14 protein-coding genes are annotated in these 15,863 nt (G+C 47.9%); 12 read left to right on the top strand and 2 right to left on the bottom strand.

Annotated elements, in window-relative coordinates; genetic code table 11:
- On the top strand, positions 1 to 456 hold the full coding sequence (gene moaE, locus L4C42_RS08230; RefSeq protein WP_353496671.1) for a molybdopterin synthase catalytic subunit MoaE: 456 nt from the start codon (positions 1 to 3) through the stop codon (positions 454 to 456).
- Between the two features lie 72 nt (positions 457 to 528).
- Here moaE and L4C42_RS08225 read toward each other — a convergent pair whose 3' ends face one another.
- The gene (locus L4C42_RS08225) at positions 529 to 1,347 is read right to left on the bottom strand and encodes a Cof-type HAD-IIB family hydrolase (protein ID WP_353496670.1); all 819 of its coding nucleotides are present in this window, start codon (positions 1,345 to 1,347) and stop codon (positions 529 to 531) included.
- A gap of 348 nt (positions 1,348 to 1,695) precedes the next feature.
- On the opposite strand from L4C42_RS08225, the gene L4C42_RS08220 reads away from it, so the two are divergent.
- The 9 genes from L4C42_RS08220 (at position 1,696) to nirD (ending at position 13,358) form a co-directional block, all read left to right on the top strand.
- Positions 1,696 to 4,374, top strand: a complete 2,679-nt coding sequence (locus L4C42_RS08220; protein WP_353496669.1) for a nitrate reductase — start codon at positions 1,696 to 1,698, stop codon at positions 4,372 to 4,374.
- A gap of 27 nt (positions 4,375 to 4,401) precedes the next feature.
- On the top strand, positions 4,402 to 5,259 hold the full coding sequence (gene cobA, locus L4C42_RS08215; RefSeq protein WP_353496668.1) for a uroporphyrinogen-III C-methyltransferase: 858 nt from the start codon (positions 4,402 to 4,404) through the stop codon (positions 5,257 to 5,259).
- Between the two features lie 38 nt (positions 5,260 to 5,297).
- On the top strand, positions 5,298 to 6,278 hold the full coding sequence (locus L4C42_RS08210; protein WP_353496667.1) for a glycosyl transferase family protein: 981 nt from the start codon (positions 5,298 to 5,300) through the stop codon (positions 6,276 to 6,278).
- 9 nt (positions 6,279 to 6,287) lie between these two features.
- Entirely contained in the window at positions 6,288 to 6,860 is a 573-nt protein-coding gene (locus L4C42_RS08205; protein ID WP_353496666.1) for an ANTAR domain-containing response regulator, read from the top strand.
- A gap of 320 nt (positions 6,861 to 7,180) precedes the next feature.
- Positions 7,181 to 8,581, top strand: a complete 1,401-nt coding sequence (locus tag L4C42_RS08200; protein ID WP_353496665.1) for a CmpA/NrtA family ABC transporter substrate-binding protein — start codon at positions 7,181 to 7,183, stop codon at positions 8,579 to 8,581.
- Positions 8,582 to 8,642: 61 nt separating this feature from the next.
- On the top strand, positions 8,643 to 9,611 hold the full coding sequence (locus tag L4C42_RS08195; protein WP_353496664.1) for an ABC transporter permease: 969 nt from the start codon (positions 8,643 to 8,645) through the stop codon (positions 9,609 to 9,611).
- A gap of 71 nt (positions 9,612 to 9,682) precedes the next feature.
- Positions 9,683 to 10,522, top strand: coding sequence for an ABC transporter ATP-binding protein (locus tag L4C42_RS08190; RefSeq protein WP_353496663.1), 840 nt, complete (start codon positions 9,683 to 9,685; stop codon positions 10,520 to 10,522).
- Positions 10,523 to 10,533: 11 nt separating this feature from the next.
- Positions 10,534 to 13,029 (top strand): nitrite reductase large subunit NirB, encoded by a 2,496-nt coding sequence (gene nirB, locus L4C42_RS08185; protein ID WP_353496662.1) that lies wholly within the window; start codon positions 10,534 to 10,536, stop codon positions 13,027 to 13,029.
- Between the two features lie 2 nt (positions 13,030 to 13,031).
- The gene (gene nirD, locus L4C42_RS08180; RefSeq protein WP_353496661.1) at positions 13,032 to 13,358 is read left to right on the top strand and encodes a nitrite reductase small subunit NirD; all 327 of its coding nucleotides are present in this window, start codon (positions 13,032 to 13,034) and stop codon (positions 13,356 to 13,358) included.
- A 29-nt stretch (positions 13,359 to 13,387) separates the two neighbouring features.
- Here nirD and L4C42_RS08175 read toward each other — a convergent pair whose 3' ends face one another.
- Positions 13,388 to 13,645: a hypothetical protein gene (locus L4C42_RS08175; RefSeq protein WP_353496660.1), complete on the bottom strand. Its 258-nt coding sequence runs from the start codon at positions 13,643 to 13,645 to the stop codon at positions 13,388 to 13,390.
- A gap of 239 nt (positions 13,646 to 13,884) precedes the next feature.
- On the opposite strand from L4C42_RS08175, the gene L4C42_RS08170 reads away from it, so the two are divergent.
- Both L4C42_RS08170 and L4C42_RS08165 read left to right on the top strand, forming a co-directional pair.
- Entirely contained in the window at positions 13,885 to 14,301 is a 417-nt protein-coding gene (locus L4C42_RS08170; RefSeq protein WP_353496659.1) for a CBS domain-containing protein, read from the top strand.
- 76 nt (positions 14,302 to 14,377) lie between these two features.
- Complete coding sequence (locus tag L4C42_RS08165) at positions 14,378 to 15,841, top strand: MATE family efflux transporter (RefSeq protein ID WP_353496658.1); 1,464 nt, start codon at positions 14,378 to 14,380, stop codon at positions 15,839 to 15,841.
- The last annotated feature ends 22 nt before the right edge of the window (positions 15,842 to 15,863 follow it).

Below are 15,863 nucleotides of genomic sequence, written 5' to 3'. Positions count from 1 at the left end.
ATGACGATTCGAGTATCGGTACAGCAACAAGATTTCTCAGTAGGCGTTGAGTATGATGCTCTTGCGGAAGGCAGTGCATCGGGTGCGATAGTTACTTTTACTGGCAAAGTTCGCGATATGAACTTGGGCGACAATGTGAAAGGTATGTCACTTGAGCACTATCCGGGAATGACCGAACGCGCATTACAAAAAATCTGCAATGAAGCGGAAACGAGATGGATGCTTAATGGTATTCGAGTTATTCACCGCGTAGGCGATCTCGATGCGGGTGACCAAATCGTGTTTGTTGGTGTTTCCAGTGCTCACCGAGGTGCAGCGTTTGAAGCGTGCGAATTCATTATGGATTACTTGAAGACCAAGGCGCCATTTTGGAAGAAAGAGCGTACGACAGAGTCAACTCGATGGGTTGACTCTCGCGAATCCGACGCACAGGCCGCTGAGCGCTGGCAAAAATAACAAGAGCATGCCTGGGCATGCTCTTTTTTTACCATGCTCTTTGTTTACACAGTGAACCGGTTTGTCTGGCTTCTATTTAGCGACAGAAAGCTCAGCATCAAGAAAGGCGTTGACCGCTTTAATCACACCATCTTCTGTATTGCTCGGTGCAGAGAAGCGGGCAAGTTCTTTGACATCTGGATGGGCATTTTCCATCGCGTAAGAGTAATAACTCTCCTTCAACATCTCCACATCGTTAAAGTAGTCACCAAAACTCATAGTCTGTTCAAAAGTAAAGTTCATGGTTTGCTGTAGGTGGTGAATGGCCGCGCCTTTTGATGCGACTTTGTTCATTACATCGAGCCAAATCTTAGCGCTAACCACGACTTGAAAATCTTCACCAAATACTGGGCGGATCACCGGATCGATGTGAGCCTCAGAGCCATTAAAGTGAAGCAGAGCAACTTTAATAAATTCGTCTTCCACACTCAGCAAGTCGTCGACATATTGACAGCGGTGGTAATATTTACTGATTTCTGCCAGCGCCTTTGGATCTTGTGTTTCGATATAGGCACCTTTCTTACCACACAGCACAATAAACGCGCCGGAGATAGCACGGGCTTGACGAATGATGTCAGGCACAGAGGCTGAATCGAGCGTGCAGCTATACAGCTCTTTGTCTTGATGCATAACCATGGTGCCATTTTCAGCGATAAACAGCATCTCGTCTTGGTAGTCAGCAAAGGTATCACGCAAGCTATAATATTGACGTCCGGACGCCGCAGCAAACAGAATTCCTTGAGACTTTAGCCTTTGAAATAACGCAGGAAACTGCGCAGGAAGCTGGCCTTGTTCGTCTAACAGGGTTCCATCCATGTCGGTTGCGATGAATTTGATTTTTGAAGCTGTCATAGTTGAAGGCTATTTTTTGTGAGTGAGGCTAGAGTTTAGCGCTCAAGATATGGTAAAGGAAGTACATTACTGGTGGTTACCTACAAATTGAGCAACGATCGCCCATTATTTGTGCGCTTCCCCAAAACAGTGCATCACACAATCCTCGTTTTCACGTAACTAACTGATAAATAACATTATCAAGATTGGAACCATTCTTGCTCTCTCTTTTATCAAAGGACGTGTCTTGTTGAAAAGATAAGACAGATGACCGTGAACAATAACTAACTCGTCAATGGCAAAGGCGCCTCTTCTTGAAATAAGAAGAGGCGCTTTTTTTATCGATGTCGCCGGGCTCAAGGAGAAGCTATGAAGCCGAGAAGTGTCAAAACAACCTGTCCGTATTGTGGTGTCGGCTGCGGCTTAGTGGCCAAGTGTGTCAGCACCCCGAATCAAGCATCAACGTGTGGCGATCTTTCACACCCTGCAAACATGGGAGCGCTATGCGTAAAAGGCTCATCTTTGGATCAAAGCCATACTGGGCCAGCAAGGTTGTTGTACCCAAAAATCAACGGCAAACAGGCGTCCTGGCAAGAAGCGATTGATACTATCGCAGAGCGGTTTTATGACATCAAACAGCAGCACGGTAGTGACGCGCTATCTATGTATGTTTCAGGTCAACTGCTGACAGAAGATTACTATGTAGCCAACAAGCTTATGAAAGGCTTTATTGGCAGCGCTAACATCGATACCAACTCACGACTTTGTATGTCGTCTGCGGTTGCGTCTCACGTTCGTGCATTTGGTGAAGATGTCGTGCCCGTGAATTATCAAGACCTAGAGCTGGCCGAGATGATTGTGTTGGTGGGCTCCAATATGGCCTGGACACACCCGATCGTCTTTCGACGAATTCAACAAGCGAGAGAATCAAATCCAAACTTAAAGCTGGTGGTGATCGACCCTCGTAAAACCATGACCGCAGAACAAGCGGATTTACACCTGCCTCTTGTAAGCGACAGCGATGTGGCACTGTTTATGGGGTTGGCGCGGTATTGCGATGACACCAAGCAATTAGATACAGAGTATATCGACGAGCACACGCAAGGCGCGGATGCGCTGATGAAAGCGCTAAAACAACCCTCTTGTTCTCTTGATGCTGTTGCCGAGCAAACTCAAGTCGATAAAACTAGCCTTAAACAGTTTTATCATTGGTTCGCGACCAAGCAGCGCGTGATTACGCTTTATTGCCAAGGCGTGAATCAGGCTGAGAATGGGACTGATAAAGGCAATGCCATTATTAATGCTCACTTACTAACGGGCAAAATCGGTCGTGAAGGGTGCGGCCCTTTCTCGATTACTGGTCAGCCCAACGCGATGGGGGGACGAGAGGTAGGTGGATTGGCGAATCAACTGGCTGCCCATCGGGGTTTTGATGCTGAGTCGATAGAGCAAGTTAAGGCGATTTGGCAGGCCCCAGACATGGCAACCAAACCCGGCTTGAAAGCGGTGGATCTATTTGATGCGATAGAACGCGGTGAAGTGAAAGCGGTTTGGATTATGGCAACCAATCCAGTCGTGTCACTGCCACAAAGTCAGAAGATCAAACGAGCGCTCAAGCGCTGTGAGTTGGTAATAGTGTCGGATATCTGTGCTGATTCTGATATCGCCCATTACGCGGACATTTTGCTACCCGCCGCAGGATGGGGTGAAAAGCAGGGTATGGTAACTAACTCTGAGCGCATGATGTCTCGCCAGCGAGCATTCTTGCCTATGCGCGGTGAAAGCAGGCCAGATTGGTGGGCTATTTCCAAGGTAGGTCAGGCTTTTTGTCGCTTAATGGATGTTAGCGATGGGTTTGGGTATCACAGTGAGTATGAGATTTTCAAAGAACACATCAAGTTATCGGGCATCAACAAACATGCGCCTCAGCTATTCGATTTAAGCAAGTTAAGTACACTGACTGAAAGCGACTATCAACAATGGCAACCAGTGCAATGGCCGCTTGGTAGTGAGAGACCGTTTGCCGATGGTTCGTTTGCGACACCTTCTGGGCGTGCCAATTTGATTGTTCCCGAGACTATTGAGCTTGAAACGCCTCGCGGACATCAAGAATTCATTCTCAATACGGGACGTGACCGCGACCAGTGGCATACCATGACGCGCACAGGCTACGTTCCTTCGCTTACCCAAAAGGAGGTCGAGCCTACGCTCTACTTAAACCCAATCTCGATTGAAAGAGCAGAGCTTAAAACGGAGCAACTTGCCGAGCTAACACTGCCAGATGGCAGCGGCAATGTGATCGCCCGTATCAGAGCAGACGAAGGTTTGAGTATGCACAGTGTGTATTTATCGATGCACTGGGCAGGCGAATTTGGTGCCGGCAGTGGTGTTAACCAGGTGACAGAATCCGTGGTTGACCCTATTTCGGGTCAGCCAGCGTTTAAATCGACGCTAGTTCGCGTCGCTCCATTTGGCATTGGCAGCTATATGGTTGCCATAGGCGAGGGCTGTGACAAGTTGCGTAGCCTCGCGGACTTTGCATCTATGCAAGTGACTGACATTGGTGGCGCTGGCGAGCGTTTATGGCGCTATGCGACGCAAGTACCCTTAGAGAAGCACACTTGGAATCAGGCAACAGGCGCCGCCCTAAACGGCAAGCTATTGGTGATGGATACCGAGCAGGGCTGGGTGACGCTAAGCTGTGCTGATGACGCCGCGCTGACGGTAAAAAGTATTATTCAAGTAGAGAATAAGACCTTTGATGCTGATGTCGAGCAGCTTTCACAGCTGTTGGGGCAGCCTTTTTCACTGTCAAAACTTCTCAAGGCGACCCAAACGGGTGCGACAAGCAAGCTGGTTTGCAGTTGTTTTAGAGTGACTGAAAAACAGATCATTGATGCGATTCAAACTCATAGCCATACCAGTGTCGCCCAGCTTCAAAGTCAGCTCAAATGCGGCAGTAATTGCGGGTCTTGTCTACCAGAGGTGGAAAAGCTCGCCAATCAGCACTTTCAGCACGCTCAGCATATCGACGTGATAGTTAAATAATGGTTCAGTTAACCAAGGAGTTGTAGGATGAATACTCAAAGGAATGAGCATGCATACCGTTTGCACCAACAGCAAGATGTTGGTTTTATTGATGAGCTGCCTTATCGATCTGAAAATGGGTTTGTCTCCATTGTCGGGGCGGGGCCTGGTGATCCGGACTTGCTGACCATGGCTGCCCATAAGCGGATATCTCAGGCGGATATTGTGGTTTATGATCGCCTAGTCAGTCAGCCGATCTTGGATTTGATTCCCAGCAGCACGTTACGATTTTATGTAGGTAAACGCTGTGGTATGCCAAGCCTGAATCAAGACTCGATTAACGAAATCCTTAAAGATTGTGGCCTGAAAGGGTATCGCGCAGTAAGGTTAAAAGGTGGTGACCCTTTTGTATTCGGGCGTGGTGGAGAAGAAGCACTGGCGCTAAAAGCTGCGAACATTGAATTTGAAGTGATTCCGGGCATTACCGCTGCGCTTGGCTGTTCTTCAAGCGCACTAATCCCGTTAACCCATCGCAAAGTGGCACGCAGTGTCACCTTTGTCACCGGTAATGTCGTGTCTGGCGCACTGCCAGCGTGGTCATCGCTGATTGCTCAAGGGCAAACGTTAGTTTGTTATATGGGGCTTGAGAAAAGCCTCGAGATTCAAAGTGGCTTAGTGCAAGCAGGACTGAAGGCTTCCACGCCTGTTGCTATTATCGGTAAAGGTTGTAGCGCAGAAGAAGAAGTATATACTTTCGAGCTATCGCAACTGAATCAAATCGCGGAGCAACTTCGCGGCTTGAGCCCGGCGTTGATGATCATTGGTGAAGTGGTGTCAATTCGCCAGCAGCTTGTTGATATAGCGAAAGAATATACTCAAGATGAACTGTTGGTATCGCCGCTCTGATGTCTAGGCTGGGAAAGTCACATTAAGTAGGAGAAGATGTGTCGTTAATTCAAGAATGTATTCGCACGGTAGGCCGTGGTTCACGAGGTAGAGGTCCGCTTACGCAAACTCAGGCGTGCGAGGTCATGGCTGCGTTTATGGATGGTGAGGTCGGTGATGACCAAATGGCCATGCTGATGATGCTAATTCGCGTGAGAGATGAGACGCCGGAGGAAATCGCTGGCTTTGTACAGGCGCTTAAATCTTCATCAGAGAGCTTTGCTGATCTTGATTGGCCTTTGTATGCAGGAAAACGCACCGGCCAAACGTCAGGTTTACCTTGGCATTTGGTCGCAGCCAAGATATTGGCGGACAGTGGTGTGAGAATCTTGCTTCATGGCGATTTGGATAAAATGCATAATCGCTTGCACGCGAGAGACTTTTTAAACCAGCTTAATATCACCACTGCAAACAGTCTTGCGGATGCGCAGCAACGACTTGAGCAGTTCAACATCACTTATTTACCCCTTGAGAATTTTCTGCCGCAAGTTAAGACCATGCTTGATTGGAAGCATCGATATGGACTAAGAACGCCCGTCAACACCGTTGCTCGCGCTTTAAACCCAGCCAATGCGCCGTTTGCACTGCGCGGCAGTTTCCACCCAGGCTTTCAAGAGTTACACGCCAAAGTGGAATCGCTAGTACACCTACCCACGGCGCAAACTCAGCGAACCGTTTCTTTTAAAGGACAGTCGGGTGAGACCGAATATAACCCCAAGGTAAGTCAAACCATTTGGTGGGCAGAAAACGGCAAAGTGAACTCGAGTTACATTGAAGAGTGCATGACTCAGCAACGCGAGATTCCTTGTCCGTTGGGCACTCCTGAAGATGAGCAAGAACTGATGGCCAACTCCGTTATTAGTACGATGACTGTGGCGCTTTTTACCTTGTCGGCAGATTGGAACAAGGCTCAAACCAAAGCCCAGCGACTTTGGCATACATATTGCGATGGACTAACGAGTGAAGGAACACTATGTTAGGGAAATCGTATGCCAAAAACACCAGTCTTAGTTTGTTGCGATTCAATCGCCGAGCAGGCGCATATAAGCGCTAGACTTGCCAGAGACTTTGATAAAATCATGGGCTGCCAGCTATCTCAGCTGGAGTCCATGCTCGAAAAAGAGCCCTCAGCCACCCTTGTTATTTCTTGGCAGCAGCCTTGTGCAGAACTGTCGCTGATCATTGAGGTTGCCAAGCAACTACAGCGTCCACTTCTTGTAATCCTAAAACAGCTTAATAACAATGATATCAACCGCTTACCTGCAAGTAATGACTATGTTTTGCTACCTCATGATTCTCAATTCGAGCTCAACGCCTGGGTGATTCACGCCAGACAAGTGCGAGATAAATCGATTCAAGATGATCAAAAAATCGCAGCATTAAACTTGAAGCTCGAAGAGCGAAAAGTTGTCGAAAAAGCCAAAGGTCTGCTGATGAAGTATCACCATCTTGACGAGCAAACGGCGTTTGCTGCGCTTCGAAAATCGGCTATGCAGTCGAGCCTATCGCTTAACCAAGTTGCAAAGAACCTGATCAACACGTTGGAATCCATCCATCTTTAACTACCACTTTGGGGTTAATGATAATTCATTCAATTGGTGCACGGTGCACACTGGAGAAGCAAAAGAAAGTCAGGATGGAGTCTGGATTTTATTAAGGTTATGATTTTATAGGAAAATTTAAATATGGCACGCATATTGAATTACTAATATTAACTACAATACCCCCGCCCTTAAGTGGGCAGCTCCTGAACTCATCAACGGCGGTGAATGGAAGGTTGGCGACGGCGTTACTGCTTACACATAGGCTCTATTGCTTATAGATGGCAGTAGCGCCTTTTTTTTTTGGAAAAAATTTTTAAGCATCACACGGAGATAGTGTTATGAAAACATGGACGCAACGAGCAAACAAAGTGGGTAAGACGTTTCATCGCGTCAGTACCGCGACTATTGCAACGGCAACGCTACTGGTTGGCACGTCGGCTTGGGCTGAGTTAGGTGAGCCGGAAATTGAGGAGCTCAAATTTGGCTTTATCAAACTGACTGACATGGCACCGCTAGCAGTCGCTTACGAAAAGGGCTTTTTCGAAGATGAAGGTCTCTACGTCACATTGGAAGCGCAGGCTAACTGGAAAGTCCTGCTAGACCGCGTCATCGATGGTGAGCTGGACGGCGCTCATATGCTAGCTGGTCAGCCGCTGGGCGCGACGATTGGTATCGGTACTCAGGCGGAGGTCATTACTGCATTTAGTATGGATCTCAATGGTAATGCCATCACCGTTTCCAATAACACTTGGGATGCGATGAAGCCGCACATTCCTAAGCAGGCCGATGGCAAACCTGTTCACCCAATTAAGGCGGACGCGCTAAAGCCTGTGGTTGAGGGTTACCTTGATGAAGGTAAGCCGTTCAACATGGGTATGGTTTTCCCCGTTTCAACGCACAACTATGAGCTGCGCTACTGGTTGGCAGCAGGGGGAATTCACCCAGGTTACTATTCACCAAAATCAGGTGATAACAGTGGCCAAGTAGACGCAGATGTACTACTTAGCGTGACACCGCCGCCTCAAATGCCAGCCACAATGGAAGCGGGTACGATTGAAGGCTATTGCGTAGGCGAACCGTGGAATCAGCAAGCGGTATTTAAGGGCATTGGCGTTCCTGTGGTGACAGACTACGAGATTTGGAAAAACAACCCTGAGAAAGTGTTTGGTGTATCGAAGTCTTGGGCTGAGGAAAACCCAAATACTCATATCCGCGTTGTGAAAGCGCTTATCCGTGCTGCACATTGGTTGGATGAAAACAACAATGCCAACCGTCAAGAAGCAGTGAAAATGCTCTCGAAAAGTGCCTATGTTGGTGCTGATGCTGAAGTTATCGCCAACAGCATGACGGGCACGTTTGAGTATGAGAAAGGTGATAAGCGTGATGTGCCTGACTTTAACGTGTTCTTCCGTCATAACGCCACGTACCCATACTACAGTGATGCGATTTGGTACCTCACTCAGATGCGTCGTTGGGGACAGATTGCAGACTCGCAAGATGACCAATGGTACATGGATATCGCTAAAGAAGTTTACCGTCCAGATATCTATCAACAAGCGGCTGAGGCCTTAGTCGAAGATGGCGTGCTAACGTCGAAAGACTTCCCTGATTTCAAAAATGAAGATGGTTTCCGCGCCCCACAAACTCACTTTATCGACAACATCGTGTATGACGGTAGTAAGCCGAATGAGTACCTGAAAAAATTCTCTATCGGTCTGAAAGGTAACGATAAAGTTTAGACGCGAACGTCTATCACGAACGTTAAAGCGAGTAAGCCGAGAAAGCTAAGGAGTATAGGCGATGGCAACGAACGTAATTTCACTTAAGCCAAGCCGCGACATGGTGGTGAACCGCAGCCGAGTGCTGTTGTTCCCCCTCATTGGGATTTTGTGTTTCCTGATGATGTGGCATTTGGCAGCAAAACAAGTAGAGACGTCTTTAGGTACCTTACCGGGACCCGTTCAGACGTTTGAACAGTTCAAAAACTTAGCCGCAGAACACGTTGAGGAGCGTGATAAAGCGGTGGCGTTTGTTGAGCGTCAAGAAAAGCGCAACGCAGCCAAGCTGGCGAAAAATCCGGACGCGAAAGTGAAGATCCGCCCTTATACGGGGAAACCGACTTTCTTTGACCAGATTGGGACCTCACTTATCACTGTAGCAGGTGGGTTTATCTTAGCGTCAGTGATTGCGATTCCCCTTGGGATTGTGTTGGGTCTGAATCAAGGCGTGTATCAGGCATTTAACCCAATCATTCAGCTTTTAAAACCGGTGTCACCTTTGGCCTGGCTGCCTATTGTGACCATGGTCGTCAGTGCGACTTACGTGAGTGACGATCCTTTGTTTGCGAAATCTTTCGTTAACTCATTGATTACCGTTGCCTTGTGTAGCTTGTGGCCGACACTCATTAACACCGCTGTAGGTGTTACTAGCGTAGATAAAGATCTGCTCAACGTGAGTAAGGTGCTCAAGCTTTCTTGGTGGCAGCATATTCGCACTATCGTATTGCCTTCAGCGATTCCAATGATTTTTACAGGTCTTCGACTGTCACTCGGTATTGCTTGGATGGTGTTGATTGCAGCAGAGATGCTGGCGCAAAACCCAGGGCTTGGCAAGTTCGTGTGGGATGAGTTCCAAAATGGTAGCTCAGCGTCACTAGGCCGCATCATGGTCGCGGTGATCACCATCGGCTTTATCGGTTTATTGCTTGATCGTGGCATGTTGCTGCTGCAAAAGCATTTTTCTTGGAACAAACAACAATCGCTTCGCTAACTAGGCTCTGTTGTCATTCTGTTCTCATTGAGAAGAAATGGCGCCTTGATTATCGAATAAGGAAGTTAACGATGTCGAAACCTTTACTTGACTTAACCCAGCTAGGAATGCGGTTCCCTACGCCACAAGGGGAGTTTGTGGCACTAAAGAACGTCAATTTACAAATCCAAAAAGGGGAGTTTATCTCGCTAATTGGTCACTCAGGCTGCGGTAAGTCTACAGTACTGAACTTGGTCGCGGGTCTGCATTTTCCCACCGATGGTGGCGTGATTGTCGATGGCCGTGAAGTGGATGGCCCAGGCCCCGAACGAGCGGTAGTGTTCCAAAATCACTCGTTACTGCCTTGGCTTTCCGTGTATGAAAACATTGAACTTGCAGTAAAGCAGGTCGCGAAGGGCAAAGATAAAGCTTGGGTGAAAGAGCAGGTTCATCATTATCTCGACCTGGTTGAAATGGCTCACGCGGCCGACAAGAGGCCAGATGAAATTTCCGGCGGTATGAAGCAGCGCGTTGGTATTGCCCGCGCTCTAGCATTAAAACCAAAAGTCTTATTGATGGATGAACCGTTTGGCGCACTCGATGCGTTGACTCGTGCCAAGTTGCAAGATGCGCTAATGGCGATTCAGGCGGAGCTCAATAATACCGTCATCATGATTACTCACGATGTGGACGAAGCCGTGCTTCTCTCCGACAAGATAGTGATGATGACCAATGGACCCGCAGCGACGATTGGTGAAGTTTTAGATATCGAACTGGAACGTCCTAGAAATCGCGTAGCGATGGCCGACAACCCGCAATATCAAAAGTACCGCCAAGCCGTACTGACCTTCCTATATGAGAAGCAAGCCAAAAACGAATTGTCAGCAACGGCAGAAATCAGCAAGCAGCAAGACGCGAAGAAAAGCGCATAGGGAGACGAGATATGGAACATATCGTTGTGGTCGGTAATGGCATGGTTGGGCATCATTTCATCGCTCATCTCATTAGCCTGCAAGGACATTTAAATTATCGAATTACGGTGATTGGCGAGGAGCGTTATGCTGCCTATGACCGTGTTCAGCTTTCATCGCTGTTTTCTGGTAACTCGCATGACTCTCTGATGCTAGGAGACGAAGAGTGGTACAAAAAATATGGCGTTGAGCTAGTACTCGGCAGCCGTGTCACCAGCGTTGATAAACAAAGTAAGCGCATCACTCTAGATGACGAGGACATTCTTGGTTATGACCACTTGGTCTTAGCGACGGGCTCTTATCCGTTTGTGCCGCCAATTGAAGGCAAAGATCGCGACAACGTATTTGTATATAGAACCTTGGATGACCTCTCTGCGATTCGTAAAGCGTGTGAGGGAGCGAAAACGGGTGCGGTTATCGGCGGTGGTTTGCTGGGTCTTGAGGCGGCCAATGCCTTGAAGCTTCTTGGGCTTGAAACTCACGTTGTAGAGTTTGCGCCTAGATTAATGCCAGTGCAGCTTGATGATGGTGCTGGCGGTCTGTTGAAGAGCAAAATTGAAGATCTCGGGCTCAAGGTACACACCTCAACTGGTACCGATAAGATCTGTGATGGTGAAACCGCTTATCACCGTATGGTGTTTAAAGATGCTGAGCCATTGGATGTGGATGTAGTGGTGTTTTCCGCCGGTATTCGTCCCCAAGATGCACTCGCAAGAGAGGCGAGTTTAGATATTGGTGAGCGTGGTGGCATTGTGATTAACGATCACTGCCAAACCAGTGATGAGGCTATTTACGCAATCGGTGAATGTGCCCTTTGGCAAAATCGTATCTTTGGACTAGTGGCACCAGGTTATGCCATGGCGCGCGCAGTCGCAGACCAGCTTATGGGTAAGGTGGCGACGTTTGAAGGTGCGGACATGAGCACCAAGCTTAAACTACTAGGGGTTGATGTCGCATCAATTGGTGACGCGCAAATGCAAACTCCCGGGGCAAAAGAGATGGTGCTGCAAGACGCCGCTCAAGGCACTTATAAAAAGCTCATCGTTGATGAAAGCAGTAGCCGTTTGCTAGGCGCAATTCTAGTTGGAGATACCACCGACTACGATTTGCTCTTACAAGCGTATCTCAATGAGAAAACCCTACCTGAGCATCCAGCGGAGCTGCTGTTTGATACCAGTTCATTGTCTGGCGGTGCAAGTGCCTCAACCATGATCTGTTCTTGTCACAATGTAACCCGTGGGGATTTGGTCGAAGCTATTCATGCTGGCGCTCATGATCTCGCGACGTTAAAAGATGAAACTAAGGCTGGAACTGGCTGTGGCGGCTGCGCCAACATGGTGAAGAGCGTTCTTGATGAAGAGCTGGTGGCGATGGGACAAGAGGTCAATAACCATCTTTGTGAACACTTTGAATTTTCAAGACAAGAGCTGTTCCACATCTGCCAAGTGGATTCCATTAAGAGCTTTGATGAACTGATTGAAAAGCATGGTAAAGGTAAAGGCTGTGACATTTGTAAACCTACAGCGGCTTCTGTGTTTGCCTCACTGTGGAATGAACATGTTTTGGAAGGCTCACATCGTGGGTTGCAAGACTCAAACGATCTGTTTCTCGCGAATTTACAAAAAGATGGCTCTTATTCAGTCGTTCCACGCGTCCCTGGTGGTGAAATTACCCCTGAAAAATTGATCGTGCTGGGTGAGGTGGCGCAGAAGTTCGATCTCTACACCAAAATTACCGGTGGCCAGCGAGTGGACTTGTTTGGTGCTCAGGTCGAGCAACTTCCGCAAATTTGGGACACATTGATCTCTGCAGGCTTTGAAACCGGCCACGCTTACGGTAAGTCGCTGCGCACTGTGAAATCGTGTGTGGGCTCGACGTGGTGTCGTTATGGCGTCGACGATTCAGTGGGTCTCGCTATCGATCTTGAAAATCGCTACAAGGGTCTTCGAGCTCCGCATAAGATCAAGTTTGCGGTGTCAGGTTGTACACGTGAATGTGCCGAGGCACAAAGCAAAGATATTGGTGTGATCGCCACCGAAAATGGTTGGAACTTGTATGTTTGTGGCAATGGCGGGATGCGTCCACGCCATGCAGATTTACTTGCGTCTGATCTAACGACAGAACAGTTGGTCACTTTGATCGACAGGGTGTTGATGTTCTACGTTAAGACCGGCGAACGCTTGCAGCGTACTTCGGTTTGGATGGAAAGCCTAGAAGGTGGTCTCGAGTATCTCAAACAAGTGGTGATTGAAGACTCACTTGGTATCAATGCTCAGCTTGAAAAGCAAATGCAACACATTGTGGACACATACCAGTGTGAATGGAAAACAGCGATTGAATCTGAAGAGAAGCGTGCCAAGTTTATGCCATTTATCAACAGTGACCAACAAAGTACCGACCTTGGCTATCAGCGTGTTCGAGGCCAGAGGATCCCTGTTACCATCGTTGACCCGCAGTTGGAGGATTAATTATGTGGAATAAGATTTGTGATGTTGCTGATTTGACGCCATACCAAGGGCGCGGCGCACTGGTCGGGGAAACTCAACTTGCTCTGTTTTATTTACCGGAAACGGAACAGGCGGTGTATGCCATTGATAATTGGGATCCTTTGGGTGAGGCATTTGTGCTAAGTCGTGGGATTGTGGGAGACATAGGTGGCAGAGATTGCGTTGCTTCCCCATTGTACAAGCAGCATTTCGATTTAACCTCTGGCGAGTGTGTCGAAGACCCTAATATCTCGGTGAAAACGTGGCCTGTCGAAATACGTGGTGAGGAAGTCTGGGTGATGTCAGCGTAACTTACGCTTTGCTTATAATGAGGGTGAGATTATTTCACTCTCATAAGCTGGTGAGTGGTTTCACCGAGCTCAACAACGAGTACTTGCGAACGCTTCATTGTCTCGACCTTGTCGAGCATAGTTTTCGGGTAGCCGCGGCTTTTCATCCAAGATAACGGGCTTGAAAACTGATCCTCATTGACCACAAAGGATTGGTCTTTAAGAAACGATTCTGAGATGTGAACCACCCAAATACGTGAGCGAAATTCAACAGCATCGGATAAAGATTGAAGCAGCTTTTTGAACATGATGGCGCCAGTAACGGAAAATCTAATTCACGGGATTGTTACAAAATTCTTATCGATAAGATAGGCAAAATCGAAAAAACCGTCTTACGCTTAAAAATATCAATGCAGTGGAATCAAGGAGTTTCCGCTGTAATAGGAATTCACTATCGATAGTATCGATAAGTCCCATTTCTACCTTGTGACGGATTGCACCAGAATGAACGTACAAGGTTTGATTATCGGGAAGTAAGGAGAGTGCTATGGAGTCGCTAAAAGTAAAAGATTATATGACGCAAAGAACGGTCACGTTCACGGAAGACATGTCGCTCAGTGCAGCACTCGACAAAGTGATGCAATCGACCCATTTAGGCGGGCCTGTTATTGATGAAAGAGAGCAGGTGATTGGTTTTATTTCTGAGCAAGATTTGCTCGAGAAGTTAGTAAAAGTGAGTTATCACTGTCAGGACACGCACACGGTAGGGGACTGTATGTACCGTGAGGTATTGTCTGTCGCTCCGGATACCTCCATTATCGAACTGGCTGATATGATGAAAGTGGGTAAGCCGAAAATGTATCCTGTTATCGATAACGGTCGTTTGGTCGGTGTGATTACCCGTCGTGATGTGCTGCGTGCTATTGGTAAAACCATTGAAGCATGCTTCAAACATCCAGTATAAACTAGCTATTATTCGAAACGGGCGCTGCGGCGCCCTTTGTTGTTTGTAGAGCGTCTGTAGACAGAAAGGGAATTCAATGGCTGAACAATCTGCCAAGTTTGTTGAAGGATCAACGATGCGCCACATTTTGGTGATGTCTGGAACATCGACTGTGGGCATCATGGCGATTTTCATTGTCGACTTACTCGACATGCTGTTTATCAGTATGCTCGGACAAGCAGAACTCGCCGCCGCGGTGGGCTTTGCGGGCACTCTCACTTTCTTTGCTACGTCGGTCAGTATCGGTACATCCATTGCAATGGGTGCATTGATGTCCAAGGCCATTGGCGCTAAGAACATCAGCTATGCGCGAGAAATTGGCAGTAGTGTCTTAGTGATTTCCTTCGTTATTAGTGCCTTGGTGACCGCGCTGATGTGCGCGTACATACCGGAGCTTCTCACTGCCATTGGGGCGGAAGGTCGAGCGCATGAGCGTGCAGAAGCCTACTTGTGGATTTTGCTTCCTAGTACCCCACTCATTGCCCTTGGGATGGCGAGTGGCGCTGGGCTTCGTGCCGCTGGTGATGCAAAGCGTTCGATGTGGGCAACGCTCGCGGGTGGTATTGTTAATGCCATACTCGACCCGTTGTTTATCTTCGGCTTCAACTGGAATGTAGAGGGAGCCGCGGCGGCTTCTGTAGTGGCTCGATTTGCTGTGTTCTATTTCTCATTTATGCCGCTCATCAAAGTACACCAGCTGCTTTCTAGACCAACCTTTGATTCCGTGAAGCGCGATACTAAGGTCATGCTAGCCATTGCTCTACCTGCGATTGTCACTAATACCGCGACGCCAATTGGTAATGCTATTGTTACCACAGCGATCGCTCAATATGGTGAAGATTATGTGGCTGGTTTTGCGGTTATTGGCCGTATTATTCCAGTGTGTTTTGCGTTTATTTTTGCGTTGTCTGGGGCGGTTGGCCCTATTGTCGGCCAAAACTTTGGTGCTGCACGAATTGATAGGGTTGAAGAGACATTAAAGAACTCGTTAATTGTCACTACGTTCTACACGCTGGTGGTTTGCTTGTTGCTCTATTTAGTTCAAGACCCGTTAATAGCGGTGTTTTCATTGACCGGCGATGCGGCGCATGTTGTTGCGGCGTTTGCTACCTATGTGGCGATCACCTTCGTGTTTAATGGCGTGCTGTTTGTTGCCAATACATCATTTAATAATCTTGGGAAGCCGCTTTACTCGACAGCGCTCAATTTGGGAAAAGCGACCGCCGGTACCTTGCCATTTGTCTACTTTGGCTCACTGTGGTTTGGCGCCTTGGGGGTTTTGTATGGTCAAGCCGTAGGCAACATTGTGTTTGGTGTGCTTGGTTACATTGTGCTGCGTTTCCATATTGCCGAGCTTCATAAAACTGGAGAGTGCACACAAACCAAAGACCCAAGTATCGTTAGTGTCAATTCACAGCCTTTCTGCTCCCATGATCCTGTGATGATCGAAGAAGTATCAAAAATCGACAAGCAGCTCGAATCACCAACACTTTCTGGTTAATTTGTTCTTGACCTTGGAGCTA

Origin of the sequence: Vibrio wakamikoensis, from assembly GCF_050337275.1 — a bacterium.
GTDB lineage: Bacteria > Pseudomonadota > Gammaproteobacteria > Enterobacterales > Vibrionaceae > Vibrio > Vibrio chaetopteri.
This window is presented reverse-complemented; position numbering and strand designations above follow the sequence as displayed.

Bases quoted from the DNA above. Each gene is read 5' to 3' on its own strand.
- moaE (WP_353496671.1), top strand. From the start codon at position 1: ATGACGATTCGAGTATCGGTACAGCAACAAGATTTCTCAGTAGGCGTT.
- L4C42_RS08225 (WP_353496670.1), bottom strand. From the start codon at position 1,347: ATGACAGCTTCAAAAATCAAATTCATCGCAACCGACATGGATGGAACC.
- L4C42_RS08220 (WP_353496669.1), top strand. From the start codon at position 1,696: ATGAAGCCGAGAAGTGTCAAAACAACCTGTCCGTATTGTGGTGTCGGC.
- cobA (WP_353496668.1), top strand. From the start codon at position 4,402: ATGAATACTCAAAGGAATGAGCATGCATACCGTTTGCACCAACAGCAA.
- L4C42_RS08205 (WP_353496666.1), top strand. From the start codon at position 6,288: ATGCCAAAAACACCAGTCTTAGTTTGTTGCGATTCAATCGCCGAGCAG.
- L4C42_RS08200 (WP_353496665.1), top strand. From the start codon at position 7,181: ATGAAAACATGGACGCAACGAGCAAACAAAGTGGGTAAGACGTTTCAT.
- L4C42_RS08195 (WP_353496664.1), top strand. From the start codon at position 8,643: ATGGCAACGAACGTAATTTCACTTAAGCCAAGCCGCGACATGGTGGTG.
- L4C42_RS08190 (WP_353496663.1), top strand. From the start codon at position 9,683: ATGTCGAAACCTTTACTTGACTTAACCCAGCTAGGAATGCGGTTCCCT.
- nirB (WP_353496662.1), top strand. From the start codon at position 10,534: ATGGAACATATCGTTGTGGTCGGTAATGGCATGGTTGGGCATCATTTC.
- nirD (WP_353496661.1), top strand. From the start codon at position 13,032: ATGTGGAATAAGATTTGTGATGTTGCTGATTTGACGCCATACCAAGGG.
- L4C42_RS08175 (WP_353496660.1), bottom strand. From the start codon at position 13,645: ATGTTCAAAAAGCTGCTTCAATCTTTATCCGATGCTGTTGAATTTCGC.
- L4C42_RS08170 (WP_353496659.1), top strand. From the start codon at position 13,885: ATGGAGTCGCTAAAAGTAAAAGATTATATGACGCAAAGAACGGTCACG.
- L4C42_RS08165 (WP_353496658.1), top strand. From the start codon at position 14,378: ATGGCTGAACAATCTGCCAAGTTTGTTGAAGGATCAACGATGCGCCAC.